We start from the raw sequence: 18,386 nt of genomic DNA, 5'->3' as shown, positions 1-18,386 counted from the left end.
ACCGGTAACAAGACATCATTTACCATGACAACTGTCACATTTGTCAGTTACTACTACTAAGGAATTAACAAACTTGTAAAGAAGTGTGATTTAGAGCACGGGATTTTGCGCAAACGTTAAAGTCTGTACATAAGTCGTTTCATCGCTGACGGAAAACCCAAATAGGCCCAATCAACAAAAATTGCAGATCTTCGAAGAAAGAAGGTTTCTTGCCCTCTATTTTATGGCCAATAAACTGAATCAGCCAAAGAGCAGCGAAGAGAACCAGTGATACTAATAGTACCGACGCCCCCATCAATTCAATCGACCAAATTAATGAGATACACGCCAGAGTAAACCCCAGCATCATCAAAAAAACGCTCAGTGATAAACGAAAATAGAAAATCAGAATAGGAACAGCTGCAACCCATACCCAATTCAATACCAAGCCATAGAGCTCGAGTGCGGGTATCGACCAGATCAGTCCCACCACCGAGAGAAATATACCCGGAACCGCGACCTTGTGGATCTTCTGATTAATGGGATTTTGGTGACTTTCACCATATTCAGACAACCACTGGCTCAACTCTTTCATACGACTCACCTTGATGATATACCTACTCTTTCTATAGCACCTGATATCACTGTCTGCCGTTTTTCAGCCTAAAAGTTGATGATAGCCTAACTATTTTGACGGCGTTTTTCTTGATACATCCTTACGTCAGCAAGCTTTAGCATATCGTCCACATCTAGCAAATCTTCTTTATACAGTGCATAACCAACACTGACATGGATATTGATCAAATGCTGCTCGTAGATTATCGGTGTATGACAAATCGCTTTTTGAAGTTCAATATTGATAATGTCAATGTCCTCCACTCGCTCCACCCGTGGAAGTAAAACAAGGAATTCATCTCCACCAGTGCGTGCAATCACATCCGATGCGCGCAAAACACTCTTAAGTCGCTCTGCGGTCGCAATCAACACTTTGTCACCAGCAGCATGACCATAGGTATCATTGATTCGCTTAAACTTATCAAGATCAATATTGAGGATCGCGAACTTATGCTTATTAAGGTTTCGCGCTGCTGTATCGAAGTGCTCGTTGAGCGTATACATAAAGTAACGGCGGTTTGGTAACCGAGTGAGTTCATCATGCAACGCTCGTCGATTGGCGTTTTTATACAATCGATAAGTAATGAAGAAAGCGATGATCAACAGCGTCAACATCGGGTAGCCCAATAGCCGGACCGCATGTACTCGATACCACTCACTGTCTGCGAGAAGATCACTTCTTGTGGAGGCGGCAATCACCCAACTGCCATGTGGAAAGTGGACCGACTCAACCGCAAAGGCATTGTCGAACGTACTTTGAATACCATAAAATACTTCGCCATCCGCCCCTGAGCTGTCTGTTCCTCGGAGTGCAACATTGTATTTGTGTTCAAACGATGCGATGCCAACATCTAAAAACAAAGAATCAAGAGAGATGACGACGCTGCATCCCCCCCAATATTGGTCGTTGTAGGGAGGATCAGAAAAGATGGGAATACGTGCAACCAGCCCTCTGCCACCTTGCACTAAGTTCACTGGCCCGGCGATAAAGATATCTTGAATTTCTTGTGCCTTTTTCACCGTGCGCCACTGACTTGGGACAGTACGATAATCCAGTCCTAACGCTTTTTCATTGCCTTCTTCTGGGTAGATATAACGGATGACGTCATCCGGGGCTAATCCAAGCACTTGAATATGACGACTCTTACGCATAATACTCGATGCGATCAAAGACCAACCTGAGAACTCATACTCAGGGTTGGCTGCAATCAGAGCAGAGAGGCCGTTGGCTACATAAATATCGGATACAACCGCAGCTTCAATCTCAGAGCGAACGATCGAGAGCTCTTCCTTAGCACGAGCAAGTAAGCTGTCACGAAGAAACGACTTCTGGCTTTTATCAAGAGACTCAACGAGCCCGACTGAAAAAACAATCGTGATCAAAAATAGCGCATTAATGTATAAATGTTTGCCCTTGTGATAGGCCATCCATCCCCCAAAAAAAGCAATGCAATTAAATTAAACTGAAGTATCGTTGGATCATCACATTTAAGTGATATTTTTAATAATTATTATCTTCTCTATAAAACGTACATTAAATTGCACTAGTTTTCATCGCAAACAGATAAAATTGTTGATAAGGCACAGCAATATTGCTACCTTTATTTATGGTACACCATACAAGTATATTGCGAGCATGCCTTTAATCTCATTCACATTCCCAGCCTTATCGAGAACGTTTTTGACGTCTCTATTGCTCCAAGTGGGAATTGTTCTCTCTCTCCTTTTCAGCTTTCAGATTTCAGATATTTTTGAGCTGCATTCAGAGCGTGTTCATATCTTGTCCTTCACCGCTAGCCTCATTGCCGCGCTAACCTTGGTTCTAAGAGCACGAGCCTTACCTGCGATTATTCTTTCTTTACTTGTCCATTATCTGTTTGTTTCACAACGTGAACTTTCGGTCGCGATTGCATTTTCTCTCGTTCTGCCTTGCATCATCTATCTGTTTACCTCACTTTTTTTAAAACTGAGCGCATCGATTACCGACAATAACTACGCCATGAAAGCGATTACCTATATCAGCGTAATGATCGTGGTGTACCCTATTGTTATGACGGTAGCAATCGTTGTCGTCTCCCAAGCGTTCAACTACCCATTTATGGATGACCTCCACTACTACGGCTATGCCATTCTCAGTAGCGCACTGACGCAAATATTATTAACACCGACCTTCCTATCGTTGTTTGCCTTATGTAAGCAAGAACACCGAACACGGCTCCTTAACCTCAACGCAGAGATGCGTCAAAAAGGTGAGCATCATTACTTTTACAAACCTTGGGTGATCATTAGCTCAATCATTCTTCTTTCTGCTTTTGTGGCTGACGATCTACTCACGTTAAATGCTTTGTGCATCATATTAGTTCCGGTGATCGGCTTAGGGTTAGGCAATTTTGGATTTATCCAACCAAGCTTACTGACCTTATGCTTAAGCTTAATCAGCACTTATAGCTCAGTGAATGCTTTTGATGAAGGGCAGATCTCAATCGAAACATTCTATAGTTTGATCGCCATCTTATTTACCATCAATTGTGTCATCTTCTTAATGATCGCACAGGCATTGAGAAACCACGTCACACTTCAAAAAGCGATCCTGAGTGAACGTAGAGACCCGTACACCCAGCTCTCTTCTTTAGCTCAACTACACGATGACGTGATACAAAATTCGCAACCGACATTGATCCTAATCGATCTTTCAGAGATTACGCGCCGCCTGAAAACATTAGGGCTGGCCGGTAAGGGTGAGCTCGTCGCTCAGCTCTCTCAGCATTTAAAGCAACACAGTCCATTGTGTCAAAATGCTTATATCGCCCCGTTTACAACCAGCTTGATCTACCTCGTTGATAACAACACACTCAATACCAAACAGTTACACGAAATACATCACTTAGCTGAAGCGTTTTCTTTTAATTGGCAAGAGCGCTCAATTAAGATCCTCAACCCAAAAATTGTGTATGGCCTCATGCCCAATGACATAGAGGTTGGAAAAGCAGTATCAGAGTTGTGTTCACAGGGGCATAAGATTCATGCTTTCATGGCGGTGACAGAAGTCGATCTTTCCGGTGAAGAGAGTAACGACATTACCAAACTGAGTCAGATTCAAGCAGCATTTGATAACGATGCTTTCGAGTTGTTCTGTCAACCATACCAAGCGCTTCAAGCGCCTAGCTCAGCGACTTCATTTGAAGTCCTGCTGCGTTTGCCAAGCCAAACCGGTGACATACTGCCTCCTGCAGAGTTCTTCCCACTTATTCACGAGTTCGGCCTAGAGGTGGATCTTGATAAGTGGGTTATTCGCAACACGTTCAAAACGTTACAAGAGTACGTCACCAACTGGGATTTAATTGAGCATTGCTGTATCAATCTCACAGCGCAGGCGCTGACTCATGCCGGTCTTGATCGTCTCATCGTTGAAAAGGCTCATCATTACGATATTCCTTTAGATAAGATCTGTTTTGAAATCACTGAGAGCAAACCTCTTGATGATGAATTGCAAGCATCGATAAACATTGGTTCTCTGCAAGCTCACGGTTGTAAGATCGCACTTGATGACTTTGGTACAGGCTATGCCTCTTTCGACTACTTACGCCGTATTCCTGTCGATGTACTTAAGATTGATGGCTCGTTTGTTGCTCAAATCGACAAAGATGAAACCGACAAAGCGATCGTGAGTAACATCAGTCACATCGCGCAAACGATGGGCTTAAAGACGGTTGCCGAGTTTGTTGAATCTGACGCGCATACCGAAATTCTGATATCCCTAAATATCCATTACGCCCAAGGGTTTGGTATTGCTAAGCCAAGACCATTGATTGACGAGCTTAAACACTTAAATTCTTGCCAGCTAAGCAAGAATGTGTGAATCCGACATAACTCGCTACGCTTGCAATAAACTGTCAAAGTCTGTCTATCTCTGACGGACTGCTCACATAGTCATTGAATTATCTGATAGATTTAATTGAGTCATTCATCTCTTTTAAGGACACGATAATGCGTGGAAAACTCCTGGCTATATGCCTTAGTCTAGCCATCGCCCCTAGCGTTATTGCTTCGCCTCAGTCAGACAGCTTTGCGACTTCCGCAGACACAATCCGTGAGACTTACGAAAGTCAGCTGTACACGCTGCCTGCCTTTAAAGAAGGTCATTATGGACTAAGAATGTTTCGCCAAACATTAGATCCCAAGTATTCTGCTGCCGTCTGGAGTGACATGGCAAGAGTCGCCAGTCGACTCAATCGTTTTGCGGCTGAAGTCCATACACCTGAACAAATCTTGCTCTACTCTGAAAAACGCATTGCGGGCTATAGTGACGAAACCGATGAGCGCAGCCTTAGACGTTACACCGTCACCAAGCATCAACCCGAGTACCTCTACTTAGGTGTCGATTTATTAGGGTCAATGGCCAGAGCAAATGAATACGGCTTAAAGCACCAACAAGACGAGAAGCTTCGTCACATCATCCGACGCTATGATTTCGCAAAATACGCAACAGACCAAGACATGATAAAAGCGTGGGCGGCTCAATTAGCCAATCAGGTCTATTGGTTAAAGCAGCTTGGCGAGCAAGACGTCGTTGCCCCTTTCATTGAAACGTTCAAGAAAGCCTATCCAGACAGCCAAGACAAAAAGCTATCAAAACAGCAATACGGCAATAAGCTCTATGGAATGACCCACATTATCTTCGCCGACTCCGAATATTATCAACGTCAGGTGAGTGAGACTGAACATCAGTGGATCTATGACTATTTCAGAGCCAATATCGACACCATTTTGCTCAGAGCAAAAGAGGATGTTATTGCGGAAGTCGGCATTAGCTTTCTTCTGGCAGGCCTAGAAGATGACCCAGTCGTAGAGAAAACCCGTCAAGCGATACAAAAATCAATCGATTCAGAAAAAGGCATGATCCCTTCTGTCACTGGTGATTTCGATGTGGCCTATGGAGAACATCGTAATGTGCTTGCGATTATGTTACTCGACTGGCAAAAGGTGAACAACGCGCCAACCTTCCAAGGAAACCCTAAAGTTTTCTCTAGTTTGCCTTACGGGCTTATCCCTCAATAATGACTCTCACACCTTGAAGCGCCAAACTCGCTGGGCGCTTCACATCTCAAAGACGAGTGGATAACTAGACGAATTTGCTATATCAGTTAGCCATAATTAACCTCGAACATATAACGCCAATAAATATCAAAACGTCAAAAGTCTAACACAGAGACACTTTAGCCCCCATTTAGCCAAAGATAATCGTCTAGTCAAAATTTTGATGATTAATCCTCACTCAAATTTGATAAGAATGCATTTGCATACTAGTGTTTAACATTCCGATTTTTATAAAATTTTGTTGCTCATTCAGGTAGATATTTCTGTTCTAAACTTTGCTTGAGGGACTGCGTAAAAGGTGAAACAAGGTATGCCACAGCTTGCTGGAAGACAAATCGAAGAAATGGCCGATATTCGCGCTACGCGAAAATCCACCATCGTTTTGATCTGTTCTATGATATCCCTCACTATTTTAGGCTCCTACGCCCTACTCCGCTTTATCGAAGGAGATTACTTTCTTAGCACAGTGAATTTATTCTCTTCCTTTATTCTGGCCGCAAATGTTTACTATTTGATCCGACACCGCCACCTTCACTACTGTGATTTGGTCTTAAGTTGTATTCTTCTTTTTCAAGGGGTGGTCCTACTTTTCTACGGAGAGCAGATTGGCGATAGGTTACTTTGGTTCTACCCGATCTTGGCGGTTCTCATCTTCGCCAATGACTTTAAGTTAGGGGCATTACTCAGCACCGGCTTCTGCGCTCTCACGATTGTTGCTACCCAGTTTCCTCAAGCGGTTCAGCTGCAGTCAGATTCTCCTCAGAGCCGTTTTTTACTGAGCCTATGCGCACTCTGCTTACTGTGTAACATTTTTGCCTATTACTACGCTAAGGTCATGGCTTATATCCAGACCTTATACAATGAAGGTATTGAAGATCTCGCCTACTTGGATCAGCTGACTGGCCTGGCAAACCGTTGGAGCTTTGAAAATTGGGCAAGCGGGAAGCTTAATGAGAAACGACACTCAAACGATTTAACCGCGTTAGTATTTATCGACATTGATAATTTTAAAGTCATCAATGACAGCTACGGGCATGATGTGGGGGATCGCGTGTTGCAGCACTTTGCCAAACGATTGAGAAACAATATTCGTAACAAAGATAGAAAAACCAATCGTCATGACTACTCCATCGCTCGATTTGCCGGCGATGAATTTGTCGTTCTTCTATACGATGTGAAAGCCATGAAAGACTTAGAAGGGATTATGCAAAGGATCTGTCAGCTGTTTGATTCTGAGTATAGCCCTTCACATAATGAACGCATCAATCAACTCACGGTTAGCGTGGGAGTATCACTGTTTCCACAAGACGCCACTACGTTATCTGAATTGACGCGTTGTGCTGATAAAGCCATGTACTCAGCGAAGCATGCAGGTAAGAACCAATACAAGTTCTACAGTGAAAGCCACTTGAACACATTGCCTGAGAATAAGAGAGCAAGCTTGGCAAACGTGACCCCGATTAAATGATTATCGCGTCATGTACATTAGCCATAGACTTCCGATCATTACCACCAGCATCCACACAGCATAACGAACCGTGTTACGTTGATCTTTTTTGGGTCTCACTATCGGTTTAAAAGCGGCATCTTTCAATGCTTGACGTTTCGATACGTATTCTCTGTCACGACTCGACAATAAGCCTTTATCGCTTCTTTCTTTACGGCGTTCTTGCGCTTTACCCGCGACTTGACCGAATCGGTGAAGCTGCTCTGCGGTCAGATCTTGAGAAGGATCGTAACGAGACCCCACATCGTTGTGTTTAGGTACTACAGCCATAAATCCCTCCTGTTCTAGCCTCTCACCATTAAGTATAGTTAACGGTGATCGCACTATGATCTGGTTATTTCGATGCCATTGTTCGTCACAATCGAATCCATTCATTGCTTATTAAGTATAGAGCAAAGGACGTACCAGAAATTTAATCATTAACTTTCAAATGGTTAGACAAAATGAAGTCGCCAATCTCAACTCTATTCTCAAAATGACAATAAAATACCAGTCAAAGAGTTCTCTTTGACTGGTATTGCATTTACTTTGAGGGAGTGAGAGTCACTTAACGCAAAAACAACCGTGCAATAACTTTGAGAGCCCAATGCTTATACCCAAGTAGCAGCTGCGATCTGGGCAGCCATGAGGGCGTAGAGAGAATGGTTTTGGCTTTTGAAAATGTTCTAAAACCTTCTTCTCCGTGATAATGACCAAGGCCAGATTCCCCTATTCCACCAAATGGCGCATCGTCTGCGGCGACATGAAGCAGAGTATCATTGAACGCGACACCACCACTGTGCGTTTGTTCGATGACCTGTTGCTGTAGAAGTCGATCATCTGACATCAAATACAAAGCCAAGGGACGAGGACGAGCGTTAACAAATGCGATCACTTCACTGATATGACGATAACCAATGACAGGCAAAATCGGCCCAAATATCTCTTCTTGCATAATCAGCATGCGATCGGTCACACCCGTAACAAGGTAAGGCAACAGCTGTCGACCTTCGACTTCTACATGCTCGAGCGTATGGAGAGAGGCACCACACTCTTTGGCGTCCTCTAGATAGCGCTTCAAACGTTTATACTGCGCATGATTCACTATGTGAGTGACATCATCTAAGCGGCCTTCATTGACATAACGTTGCTCGAATCGACTAAGGTAGGTTTCTATGAATTGCAGTTCTTTACCCTGAGGCACAAGAACATAGTCAGGGGCAACACAGATTTGGCCAGCATTGATCGATTTACCCAACATGATGGCATCAACCGAGCGTGAAATGTCGACATCATCGGCAACAATAACTGGCGATTTACCACCAAGCTCTAAGGTGACTGGCGTTAAATTTTTCGCCGCAGCAGCAGCGACTAAACGTCCAACGGTAGTTGAGCCGGTGAAAATTAAGTGATCAAACGGCAAGGCTGAAAAATACTGTGATACTTCCGCTTCACCTTCAATCACATAGACAGTATCAGGCAAGACTGCGCATATTTGGCTCAACACCTTGTTGGTATTAGGGGTATGTTCACTCAGCTTAACCATCACTTTGTTGCCCGCGGCAATAGCCGTCACAATAGGTGCAATGCTCAGTACGATAGGAAAATTCCAAGGCACCATCACTCCTACTACACCGAGTGGTTGATATTCAACTCGCACACTCGAAGGCATGAGAAGTAAACCAGAATGGCGCTTGCTCGGTTTCATCCACTTTTTGAGCTGACGACAGGTATAGTTGATATGGCCAGTCGCAGGCAGTAAGTCACAGATCAAGCTATCAAATTCGCTGCGGTGACCATAATCGTCATTCAAGGCTGTGACTAACGCGCTCTGATGACTGAGTAGGGATTGCTTGAGTGTACGTAACTGATTTAAACGATGTGAATAATCAGGGGTAGGATCTTTTCGGTAATGACCTTTCAGCTCATGAAATAGTTGGAGCAAGTCTTGTTCGCTTTTGACGTGTTCCTTTTGCCACTTATTTATATCGACCACTTTTTCCATATTATTGACCAACTGAGCACTTTTTTTAATAGTAGCCACTATCGACGCCAAAGTCTTGTGCATCAAACATCGATATTTGTGAGTAGAGAAAAAGCGACACCAATCAATCAGTTCGTGGGGGTCAGGAGCATGTTTAGATTGGTGCCACTTTTATTCTTTACCAAGCCATCATGGTTATCAGCTGGAATAGAACCCAACGCTCAAATGCGTTATGAGATTGGGATAATCTCTTTTGGTAGTAATCTGAAAGTCTCGTAGTGGTCATCGTCATCTCCTCAGTCGGTTTATATTCTGAGGCTTAATCAGGAACAAAAAAACTGGCCAAATCTTTCACATCCTTTCCCATTATTGTCACTTTGTTGCAAGATCAGACGTTTTAATATGGAAAAACGGCCAAATAGGGAACACACTAGTCCCAAATATTGCTGATTTTTAGAGTAGATTCATGTCTGACTTAAATCTGGTTCGTTATTACACTCGCCTAGTTCAACTAGGAATAGGTGAAGAGATCAAAACCGCGCTCCCTTCTGTTGCCGAGACCCTATTTACGAGTCCTCGCCATGCGCGCAACTTACTCAATCAAATGCAACAGTTAGAGTGGTTAAGTTGGACGCCCAAAGTCGGACGTAACCAACGTTCAACATTAGTGCTTAACCATCAACTCGATGAGCTGAAGAACCAACTTGCCGCCAAACGCATTTTGCAAGGCAAGTACGAAAAAGCACTCTCAATACTCGATGATGATGAAGTCGCTTTTGGCCGCTTGCTGCAAAGCACTTCTGGGGCATCCATGCGCGAGGGGTTGCTGCACATTCAGTTAACCTATAAACGTCCATTTGAGCGTTTAGTGCCTCACCAACTTCAGCGCTCCAGTGAACGGTATTTATTAAGGCAGGTCTATTGTTGCCTGGTTGGCAGTTCTTCGTCCGGAGAGCTCACTCCACAACTTGCCCATCATTGGCACTACGATACCGATCAACTGACTTGGACGTTTTATCTCAGACCGGGGCTGACGTTCCACAATGGAGCCGCTATTGATGGCGCTTGCATTGCTGAGCTGTTTAATAAACTGATGCCACTTGAAGATTACGCCAGCGAGCTTAACCATTTAGTTAGTGTGCACTCACCTAACGCCAACAAACTGATATTTCAACTCTCTAAGCCCGATCTTGGGTTTGGCGGCCTATTGTCGGGGGTGAAATATTCCATTCAACCTCCAAGCCAAGTGGCCCATTCAACGTCTCGCCATGTGGTGGGTTCAGGCCCGTTTGAAATCACTGAACATTCAAACGCTAAACTTTGCTTACAAGCCTTTGACCGCTATTACGCTTGTCGAGCCTTGACCGACCAAGTCACGATTTGGCATCTAGATGAAAAAGAGCTAGAGAACAAACAAATTCAGACCAACCAGCCAGGGGCTCAGCAAAAACAAGACTGCAATTATTATGTCTCGCATACGGTCAGCCAAGAGGTCGATATCGATGTGCAGCAGAGCAGAACCGAAGATGGCTGCATGTTTGTGCTTTTTAATCAGAGTGCCGGAACAAGCCTAAATGATGCTCAAAGACGTTTCCTCTCAACTTATTTAACCGCTGACAAGGTATACCGTTATTTAGAAGAGAACTCACTCATGTTTGGCTGCGAAACCGCTCATAACCTTTTGCCTATGTGGCATAAGATTACTCGCCCAGAAATGCCAGAAGTTGAGCTACCTAATACCCTGACCATTGCGGTGTATGAATACAGTTCACTTTGGCACTGCGCTTTGGCTGTGCAGCATCTACTGCAAAAAAAAGGAGTAAGCGTCCAGATCAACGCCTATAGCTATCGAGAGCTAACCGCTCGTGCGAACACCGGAACGTTGACAGAAGCGATGGTCATTACCAACATAAATCTTGATGACAATCGTCATGCCTCCGCTTTTAACAGCTTGTACCACAACCCCATCATACAACGTTGTATCGGCGATGAATCGAAACAGTGGTTGATCGAACGTCTCGACCAACTTCGCCGAGACACACCTTTAGATGCGTATTTGGTTGATCTTGAACCGGTAGCATCTGCGTTGATTAATCAGTTCTGGCTTTCACCGCTGTTTCATCATCGCCAGACATTACGCTTTCAAGGCGTGCTGAAAGACGTTGCGCTCACAAACTGGGGCTGGCCCGATATCAAAAATGTTTGGTCTGCGGATTAGCACAAGCCCCGATTACTTCGAACTCAAAACAATTAGTTACAAATATATGAATTAGACACAGTAAAACACACTAAAAACAAGCCAATTTCGCTGACTTTTTGTCCATTTCCTAGTTTTCGAATAGCAAACCTCGTTCATAACTTTTGCAGAATAATTTGAACTCTAAATATCAATTCGCTATTTTTATAAGGTATTCATTAAAAAGGAAATTAAAATGAAACTAAAAACGGCTGCATTACTAACCCTAACCGCAACCGCTTTCCACAGTCAGGCAGAGGAATGTGGCAGAGTTACAATCGCAGATATGAACTGGAACTCAGCCACTGTAATTGCCAACGTTGACCGCTTTATCCTAGAGCACGGTTATGGCTGTGATGCTGAACTCATCCCTGGTGACACTATGCCTACAGGCACTTCAATGATTGAAAAAGGACAGCCTGATGTCGCACCTGAGCTTTGGAGTAACAGCTTAAAAGACGCACTCGATAAAGGTGTTGCTGAAAAACGTCTCCGCTATGCTGGTAAATCATTGGTAGACGGTGGTGAAGAAGGCTTTTGGATTCCAAAGTACTTAGTCGATAAGCACCCAGAAATGGCAACCATTGAAGGCGTTAAAAAATACGCGAAGCTTTTTGAGCACCCTGAAGATCCTGATAACTCGGCATTTTACAGCTGTCCAGCAGGTTGGAACTGTCAGATCAGTGCCGGACACCTTTTCAATGCATTGGGTTTAGAAGAGTCAGGCTTCACCATTGTTGACCCAGGTTCAAGTGCAGGCCTTTCAGGTTCAATCGCAAAAGCTTACGAACGTGGAGAAGCGTGGTTTGGCTACTACTGGGCACCAACAGCCGTACTTGGTAAATACGAAATGGTGAAAGTCGACTTTGGAAGCGGCGTTGACGAAGCTGAGTTTGTTGGCTGTACCACTCAACCTGAGTGTGAAAATCCAAAACCAACCATGTACCCACCATCACCAGTTCACACCATCACCACTGAAGAGTTCGCGACTCGCGCGCCAGAAGCGTATGCCTACTTCGCGAAACGTGGCTTCACAAACTCTGATATGAACCAACTGCTTGCGTGGATGGAAGACAACCAAGCAGACGGTGAAGAAGCGATGTTCCACTTCTTAGAGGAATACCCACAAATTTGGCAAGCTTGGGTACCGCAAGACGTGGTAAGCAAAGTACAACAAGCGCTATAACGCACTTTTCTTAGTGTATTCAACACTATCCTGTAGATGTACTCGTTCACTGCCTCACTTAGGCAGTGAACGAGAATAAAAGGAACTTATTGATGTCAAATGATAGCTGGTTCAACAGCTTTCCTGAGATGGAACGCTCAGATCTCAGAGCCATTAGAAAAACCCTTGATGGCGCATATCGCGACTTCTCACGCGAATACGGAGATATGATCGAATCCTTTTTTGATCCACTACTCTCATTTCTAATCTGGTTCGAAAAACTCCTTATTTCAACGCCTTGGATGATCATTCTCGCGGTTTGTACCGGCCTAGTGTATGCCGCAAGCCGTTCATGGAAGCTCTCGTTGGGCTGTTTTGTCTCTCTGATACTGATTGGCTATTTCGGTATGTGGGAAGATACGATGCGGACACTCAGTATCATCACTGTTTGTACTATGCTCTCAATCATCTTAGGCATTCCTATTGGTATCGCCATGGCAAGGTCAAACCGTGTTCAGTCGGTTGTCACACCTATGCTTGATATCATGCAGACTATGCCCGCGTTTGTTTACCTCATTCCAGTGGTTATGCTACTTGGCATTGGTAAAATCCCAGGATTAATTGCCGTTGTTATCTACGCCATTCCTCCAGTGATACGCCTCACCAATCTTGGTATTCGCTTGGTCGATAGAGAAGTGCTTGAAGCGTCTACCGCCTTTGGGGCAAGTGCCAAGCAACGACTGTTAGGTGTCCAGCTACCTTTGGCGATGCCTACTATCATGGCCGGCATCAACCAAACCATCATGATGGCGCTTTCTATGGTCGTGATCGCATCCATGATCGGGGTTAAAGGCTTGGGCCAACCCGTACTTAAATCGATCACTAACCAATACTTTACTCTTGGTCTACTCAATGGTTTCGCCATCGTGGCGCTGGCAATTTTGTTTGATCGCGCATCTCAAGCTTACGCGAAGCGTACTCAAGCCCACTTAGGAGACCTTAAGCATGACTAAACCACTTATCGAAATCAGTGGCTTATACAAAGTGTTTGGCAATAAGCCTCACACCGTTATGCCGCGAGTCAAACAGGGTGAAAGCAAAGACAAAGTCTTAGCCGATACCGGTCATACCGTCGGCTTAAAAGAGATCAACCTAAGCATCAAGCAAGGGGAGATTTTTGTCATTATGGGTCTGTCTGGCTCAGGTAAATCGACACTAATTCGACACTTCAATCGACTCATTGACCCGACCGAAGGACAGATTTTAGTTGAGGGAACAGATGTAATGAAGCTCAACCAAAAGGAGTTGGAAGAGTTTCGCCGCCACAAAATGTCGATGGTATTTCAACGCTTTGGCCTGTTACCCCATCGTACCGTTGTTGATAACGTTGCCTATGGCTTAGAAGTTCAAGGGGTAGAAAAATCCCAACGATTGAACAAAGCCAACGAATGGTTAGAAACGGTAGGCTTAAAAGGTTATGAAAATCAGTACCCGTCGCAGCTATCAGGCGGTCAGCAGCAGCGTGTTGGATTAGCACGCGCGCTGTGTACAGACGCAGAAATTCTGTTAATGGACGAAGCGTTTTCCGCGTTAGATCCTCTGATTCGTAGCGAAATGCAAGATCAGTTGATCGAACTGCAAGAAAAACTACACAAAACCATCGTGTTCATTACCCATGACTTAGATGAAGCCCTGCGTCTTGGTGACCGAATTGCCATTTTGAAAGACGGTGAGTTGGTTCAACAAGGAACGCCTGACGAGATCCTTCTTCACCCAGCGGATGATTATGTAGAAGCGTTCGTTAAAGACGTGAATCGTGCTCGCGCCTTAACCGTTGAAACCGTCATGAACCCGCCAGCGTATCGAATTACGGCTAATACTATTCAAGAAGCTATCGCTCAAATGAAGGGCATCAAGCAAGATTACGCCTACCACGTTACTGAAGAAGGCTATCAAGGTGTTCTGACCAAAGAAGGTCTATTGGACGCCGCGAAAGACGCTTCTCAAGAAGAGTTCAACCAAGAGATTTATGAAGAAGTCCCTTCTGTTTCGCCAGATGCCGCCATCGAAGAAGTACTGGTGGATACCATGTCATACGATTATTCACTACCTGTTGTTGATGATGAAGGTAACTTACAAGGTGAGTTAGAACGTAGCGCAGTAGCAGAAATTTTCTCTGATCCAGCGGAGGAAGATAATACCCCAAACCCAAAGTTGGATAAGGCTTCTTAGCCCGCTTTGTATCAGCGCCAACTGCAAGGTTGGCGCTTAATTAATTCCTTAGAGCTCTTCGCAATTTTTCCTACATCCATTCATCATTTCAATCTAAATTTGTGATCAAACTTTAGTTTAAGTACGACATCTGTTAACCTGTGCTCCGAATTTACTTCGAACTCTAATTATTTTGTGAGGATTAATGAGTCATACTAAGGACAGGTATAGTATTGAAAACACTGACTATACTGTTGGTCAGGACAACATTCAAAAATGGGGATTTGACGTTCATAACCCCGTATTCGGCATCAGTGCTGGCGCCATCATTCTCTTTCTAATTGCCCTTCTAGCATCAGATGCAGACACTGCTAAAGCCGCGCTTGATGGCATGAAGTGGCAAGTTATCGGCAATTTCGATAGCTTCTTCATGTGGTCAGCGAATCTCTTCGTTATTTTCTGTGTCGCGCTTATTGTCTCTCCTTACGGAAAAATTCGTATCGGCGGTACGGAAGCCAAAGCGGAACACTCGACACTTTCTTGGATGTCGATGCTGTTTGCCGCAGGCATGGGTATTGGCCTGATGTTCTGGGGCGTTGCTGAACCTGTGGCTTACTTTACAGGTTGGTACGAAACGCCACTTGGCGTTGAAGCCTACTCTCCTGAAGCGGCGAAGCTTGCACTTGGCGCGACAATTTACAACTGGGGTATTCATGGTTGGGCTATCTACGCCATCGTAGCGCTCGCTCTGGCTTTCTTCACTTTCAACAAAGGTATGCCACTGTCTATTCGCTCTATCTTCTATCCTCTATTGGGTGATAGAACTTGGGGTTGGTTTGGTCACATTGTTGATATTATTGCGGTTCTAGCAACGCTGTTTGGCTTAGCAACATCACTGGGCCTAGGTGCTCAACAAGCCGCAAGCGGCATCAACCACGTCTTTGGCACCGAAGGTGGTATTGGCATGCAGCTTGGTGTGATTGCAGTCATCACATTACTTGCTACCATTTCAGTGATTCGCGGTATTAATGGCGGAGTTAAAGTACTGAGTAACATCAACATGGTCGTGGCGTTTGCACTGCTTGTTTTCGTCACCATCGCAGGTGGTATGGTTGGCCTTGAAGCGGTCCCAACTGCGCTAATGGGCTATATTGAAAACTTTATCCCTCTAAGTAACCCTCACGGTCGTGAAGATGAAACTTGGATGCAAGGTTGGACTGTTTTCTATTGGGCTTGGTGGATTTCTTGGTCACCATTTGTTGGTATGTTCATCGCACGTATCTCAAAAGGTCGTACGATTCGCGAGTTTATTGTCGCAGTACTCTTTATTCCAACGGCTGTCATCGTAATTTGGATGGCGATCTTTGGTGGTATTGCTATTGACCAAGTCGCCAACAAAGTCGGTGAGATTGGTATGAATGGCCTGAAAGACATTACTCTGTCGCTATTCCACACCTACGATGCTCTACCTATGAGCACTGTACTGTCTGTTGTTTCGATTGGTCTGATCATGGTGTTCTTCATTACGTCATCAGACTCTGGTTCACTGGTTATCGACAGCATTACCTCTGGTGGTAAAGTCGATGCACCAGTACCTCAGCGTGTATTTTGGGCGGTAATGGGCGGCGCAATTGCAGCCGTTCTACTTTGGGTAGGTGGTACTGAGTCTATCCAAGCCCTTCAAGCGGGTACGGTATCAATGGCACTGCCATTTGCGTTTATCTTGCTACTGATGTGCTGGAGCCTAATCTTAGGCCTGCGTACAGAAATGCAGCATCATAAACTCAGCTACGCGTAATCCCTGTAGCGAGCAACATAGAAAAGCCTAGCGAATTGCTAGGCTTTTTTTGCTGTTTCGACTCGGGCTTTCTTTTCTTGTCGTGCAGTGAATTTGATATGAATCACTTGAGTCCACACCAAACTCATGTAACTTATCATTCTCAATCCCAACGTGCCGCATGGCAAAATAAGACCTATCCAAATGCCAAACCCTAACATCAAATTCATCGCCGCCGATATGGATGGCACACTACTTGACGAAAACAGCCAACTTAATCCCGAATTTTTTGATATTTATCGTCAGCTTGAAGAAAAAGGCATCATTTTCGCTGCCGCTTCGGGTCGACAATATTACAGTCTGATCGAAACCTTTGAGCCACTGAAAGATCACATGATGTTCATCGCTGAGAATGGAACCATGGTGATGCATAAAGGCAAAGAGCTCTATAGCTGTGAAATAGATAAGCACTCTATTAGAGAGATCATTGAACAAGCTCGTGCCATCTCAGGCGCTCAGATTGTGCTTTGTGGTAAGAAATCAGCCTACATTGAAACGCAAGATCCAAAAGCACTCGAAGAGTTTGCTAAGTACTATAAACGTTGTCAGTACGTTGAAGACTTAACTGCCGTTGAAGATGATTTCATCAAAGTCGCCGTGTGTCACTTCGAAGGTACTGAAGCAAACGTATTCCCATCATTTAATGCGGCATTTGGTGACAGCCACCAAGTGGTCGTTAGCGCTAAAATCTGGCTTGATGTGATGAACGCTGTCGCGTCAAAAGGCGCTGCGATTGAACACCTACAGCGCACTCTGGATTTCAGTCATGAGCAGACCATGAGTTTTGGTGATTACCTCAATGACCTTGAAATGCTAAAAGCGAGCTATCACTCTTACGCAATGGACAACGCCCACCCGGTGGTGAAAGAGACAGCCCGTTTTTCTGCACCAAGCAATAAAGAAGCCGGTGTATTAACGGTCATTAAGCAGCAATTGCTACGTTAAGCTTGATATAGCTCTAACGGTAAGCCGTCAGGATCTTGGAAAAAGGTAAACGGCTTACCGGTAAATTCATCGATTCGAATCGGTTCAACCGCAACGCCACTTCGCTCAAGATATTGTGCGTATTCCTCAACAGACTTAACGTTAAAAGCCAAATGTCTTAATCCTTGCGCTTCAGGTCTTGAAGGTCGATTAGGAGGATTAGGGAAAGAAAAAAGCTCAATTTGGCTGCCATCAGGCAAAGCCAGATCCAATTTGTAAGAGTCTCGCTCTGCACGGTAGTTTTCCGCTAAGATTTCGAGCCCGAGTATCTCGGTATAGAAACGTTTTGATGCCGCGTAATCAGAGCAAATAATCGCAACATGGTGAATAGCCAGTAAAGACACAAACACTCCTTAATCAATCACTAGTGACCCATCAGGGTTAAATTCCCAGCAATCACCATAAGCCACTTCCCATAGATGTCCATCAGGATCAGAAAAATAGCCACTGTAGCCACCCCAAAACACATCCTGTGCTGGCTTTTCTACCTTGCCGCCCAATGTTTGAATCAACGATAACACTGCATCCACCTCTTCTTTAGTACGAGTATTGTGAGCCAGAGTAACGCCACTGAATCCCTGTTTCGACTTGGCCCAATCGGGAGAGACATCCTCTGCTAACGCTTCTAGAGGATAAAGTGCCAAACAAACCCCACCGGTTTTGAAAAAGATAATGCCATCTTCAGGCGTTTTAGATGAAGAGAAGCCAAGCCCAGTATAAAACTCGAAAGAGCGACGTAAATCGGCAACGCCTAAAGTGATGATGCTTACTCGTGGTTCCATGTTGATGTCC

At 44.6% G+C, this 18,386-nt stretch carries 15 protein-coding genes; 9 read left to right on the top strand and 6 right to left on the bottom strand.

The window, feature by feature from the left end:
* Positions 1-139 precede the first annotated feature (139 nt).
* Positions 140-574 (bottom strand): Mpo1 family 2-hydroxy fatty acid dioxygenase, encoded by a 435-nt coding sequence (locus EJ063_RS04930; RefSeq protein ID WP_126572880.1) that lies wholly within the window; start codon positions 572-574, stop codon positions 140-142.
* An 86-nt stretch (positions 575-660) separates the two neighbouring features.
* Positions 661-2,022 (bottom strand): diguanylate cyclase, encoded by a 1,362-nt coding sequence (locus EJ063_RS04925; protein WP_126572879.1) that lies wholly within the window; start codon positions 2,020-2,022, stop codon positions 661-663.
* Between the two features lie 208 nt (positions 2,023-2,230).
* Here EJ063_RS04925 and EJ063_RS04920 point away from each other — a divergent pair, with 208 nt between their 5' ends.
* From EJ063_RS04920 to EJ063_RS04910, 3 genes are all read left to right on the top strand, one after another.
* Positions 2,231-4,453 carry an EAL domain-containing protein gene (locus EJ063_RS04920; RefSeq protein WP_126572878.1) on the top strand — a complete coding sequence of 741 codons (2,223 nt, stop codon included), beginning with the start codon at positions 2,231-2,233 and terminating at the stop codon, positions 4,451-4,453.
* Between the two features lie 128 nt (positions 4,454-4,581).
* A complete protein-coding gene (locus EJ063_RS04915; protein WP_126572877.1) occupies positions 4,582-5,652 on the top strand; it encodes a DUF3541 domain-containing protein in 1,071 nt (356 codons plus the stop codon).
* Between the two features lie 349 nt (positions 5,653-6,001).
* On the top strand, positions 6,002-7,159 hold the full coding sequence (locus EJ063_RS04910) for a GGDEF domain-containing protein (protein ID WP_126572876.1): 1,158 nt from the start codon (positions 6,002-6,004) through the stop codon (positions 7,157-7,159).
* On the opposite strand, the gene EJ063_RS04905 is transcribed toward EJ063_RS04910, so the two are convergent.
* On the bottom strand, positions 7,160-7,468 hold the full coding sequence (locus EJ063_RS04905; RefSeq protein ID WP_126572875.1) for a hypothetical protein: 309 nt from the start codon (positions 7,466-7,468) through the stop codon (positions 7,160-7,162).
* Positions 7,469-7,745: 277 nt separating this feature from the next.
* Entirely contained in the window at positions 7,746-9,182 is a 1,437-nt protein-coding gene (locus EJ063_RS04900; protein WP_126573118.1) for a coniferyl aldehyde dehydrogenase, read from the bottom strand.
* A 445-nt stretch (positions 9,183-9,627) separates the two neighbouring features.
* Between EJ063_RS04900 and EJ063_RS04895 the strand changes: the two genes are divergently transcribed.
* The 6 genes from EJ063_RS04895 to EJ063_RS04870 all read left to right on the top strand — a co-directional run bounded on the left by EJ063_RS04895 (position 9,628) and on the right by EJ063_RS04870 (position 17,555).
* A complete protein-coding gene (locus EJ063_RS04895; protein WP_126572874.1) occupies positions 9,628-11,379 on the top strand; it encodes an SgrR family transcriptional regulator in 1,752 nt (583 codons plus the stop codon).
* 214 nt (positions 11,380-11,593) lie between these two features.
* Positions 11,594-12,583, top strand: a complete 990-nt coding sequence (locus EJ063_RS04890) for an ABC transporter substrate-binding protein (protein ID WP_126572873.1) — start codon at positions 11,594-11,596, stop codon at positions 12,581-12,583.
* Positions 12,584-12,675: 92 nt separating this feature from the next.
* The gene (locus tag EJ063_RS04885) at positions 12,676-13,575 is read left to right on the top strand and encodes an ABC transporter permease (RefSeq protein ID WP_126572872.1); all 900 of its coding nucleotides are present in this window, start codon (positions 12,676-12,678) and stop codon (positions 13,573-13,575) included.
* On the top strand, positions 13,568-14,794 hold the full coding sequence (locus EJ063_RS04880) for a quaternary amine ABC transporter ATP-binding protein (protein WP_126572871.1): 1,227 nt from the start codon (positions 13,568-13,570) through the stop codon (positions 14,792-14,794). The genes EJ063_RS04885 and EJ063_RS04880 overlap by 8 nt, the downstream gene beginning before the upstream one ends.
* 184 nt (positions 14,795-14,978) lie before the next feature.
* Positions 14,979-16,571 carry a BCCT family transporter gene (locus EJ063_RS04875; RefSeq protein WP_126572870.1) on the top strand — a complete coding sequence of 531 codons (1,593 nt, stop codon included), beginning with the start codon at positions 14,979-14,981 and terminating at the stop codon, positions 16,569-16,571.
* A 183-nt stretch (positions 16,572-16,754) separates the two neighbouring features.
* Positions 16,755-17,555: a Cof-type HAD-IIB family hydrolase gene (locus EJ063_RS04870; protein ID WP_126572869.1), complete on the top strand. Its 801-nt coding sequence runs from the start codon at positions 16,755-16,757 to the stop codon at positions 17,553-17,555.
* On the opposite strand, the gene gloA2 is transcribed toward EJ063_RS04870, so the two are convergent.
* Together gloA2 and EJ063_RS04860 are read right to left on the bottom strand one after the other, a co-directional pair.
* A complete protein-coding gene (gene gloA2, locus EJ063_RS04865; RefSeq protein ID WP_126572868.1) occupies positions 17,552-17,938 on the bottom strand; it encodes an SMU1112c/YaeR family gloxylase I-like metalloprotein in 387 nt (128 codons plus the stop codon). The genes EJ063_RS04870 and gloA2 overlap by 4 nt on opposite strands.
* Positions 17,939-17,947: 9 nt before the next feature.
* Positions 17,948-18,376, bottom strand: coding sequence for a VOC family protein (locus EJ063_RS04860; protein WP_126572867.1), 429 nt, complete (start codon positions 18,374-18,376; stop codon positions 17,948-17,950).
* Positions 18,377-18,386: the final 10 nt, after the last annotated feature.

It is taken from the genome of Vibrio aquaticus, assembly GCF_003970385.1.
Lineage (GTDB): Bacteria > Pseudomonadota > Gammaproteobacteria > Enterobacterales > Vibrionaceae > Vibrio > Vibrio aquaticus.
The sequence above is the reverse complement of the archived record's forward strand: the minus strand, read 5'-3'. Positions and strand labels throughout refer to the sequence as shown.

Coding starts and splice junctions, on each gene's coding strand:
- EJ063_RS04930 (WP_126572880.1), bottom strand. CDS start 574: ATGAAAGAGTTGAGCCAGTGGTTGTCTGAATATGGTGAAAGTCACCAA.
- EJ063_RS04925 (WP_126572879.1), bottom strand. CDS start 2,022: ATGGCCTATCACAAGGGCAAACATTTATACATTAATGCGCTATTTTTG.
- EJ063_RS04920 (WP_126572878.1), top strand. CDS start 2,231: ATGCCTTTAATCTCATTCACATTCCCAGCCTTATCGAGAACGTTTTTG.
- EJ063_RS04915 (WP_126572877.1), top strand. CDS start 4,582: ATGCGTGGAAAACTCCTGGCTATATGCCTTAGTCTAGCCATCGCCCCT.
- EJ063_RS04910 (WP_126572876.1), top strand. CDS start 6,002: ATGCCACAGCTTGCTGGAAGACAAATCGAAGAAATGGCCGATATTCGC.
- EJ063_RS04905 (WP_126572875.1), bottom strand. CDS start 7,468: ATGGCTGTAGTACCTAAACACAACGATGTGGGGTCTCGTTACGATCCT.
- EJ063_RS04900 (WP_126573118.1), bottom strand. CDS start 9,182: ATGGAAAAAGTGGTCGATATAAATAAGTGGCAAAAGGAACACGTCAAA.
- EJ063_RS04895 (WP_126572874.1), top strand. CDS start 9,628: ATGTCTGACTTAAATCTGGTTCGTTATTACACTCGCCTAGTTCAACTA.
- EJ063_RS04890 (WP_126572873.1), top strand. CDS start 11,594: ATGAAACTAAAAACGGCTGCATTACTAACCCTAACCGCAACCGCTTTC.
- EJ063_RS04885 (WP_126572872.1), top strand. CDS start 12,676: ATGTCAAATGATAGCTGGTTCAACAGCTTTCCTGAGATGGAACGCTCA.
- EJ063_RS04880 (WP_126572871.1), top strand. CDS start 13,568: ATGACTAAACCACTTATCGAAATCAGTGGCTTATACAAAGTGTTTGGC.
- EJ063_RS04875 (WP_126572870.1), top strand. CDS start 14,979: ATGAGTCATACTAAGGACAGGTATAGTATTGAAAACACTGACTATACT.
- EJ063_RS04870 (WP_126572869.1), top strand. CDS start 16,755: ATGCCAAACCCTAACATCAAATTCATCGCCGCCGATATGGATGGCACA.
- EJ063_RS04860 (WP_126572867.1), bottom strand. CDS start 18,376: ATGGAACCACGAGTAAGCATCATCACTTTAGGCGTTGCCGATTTACGT.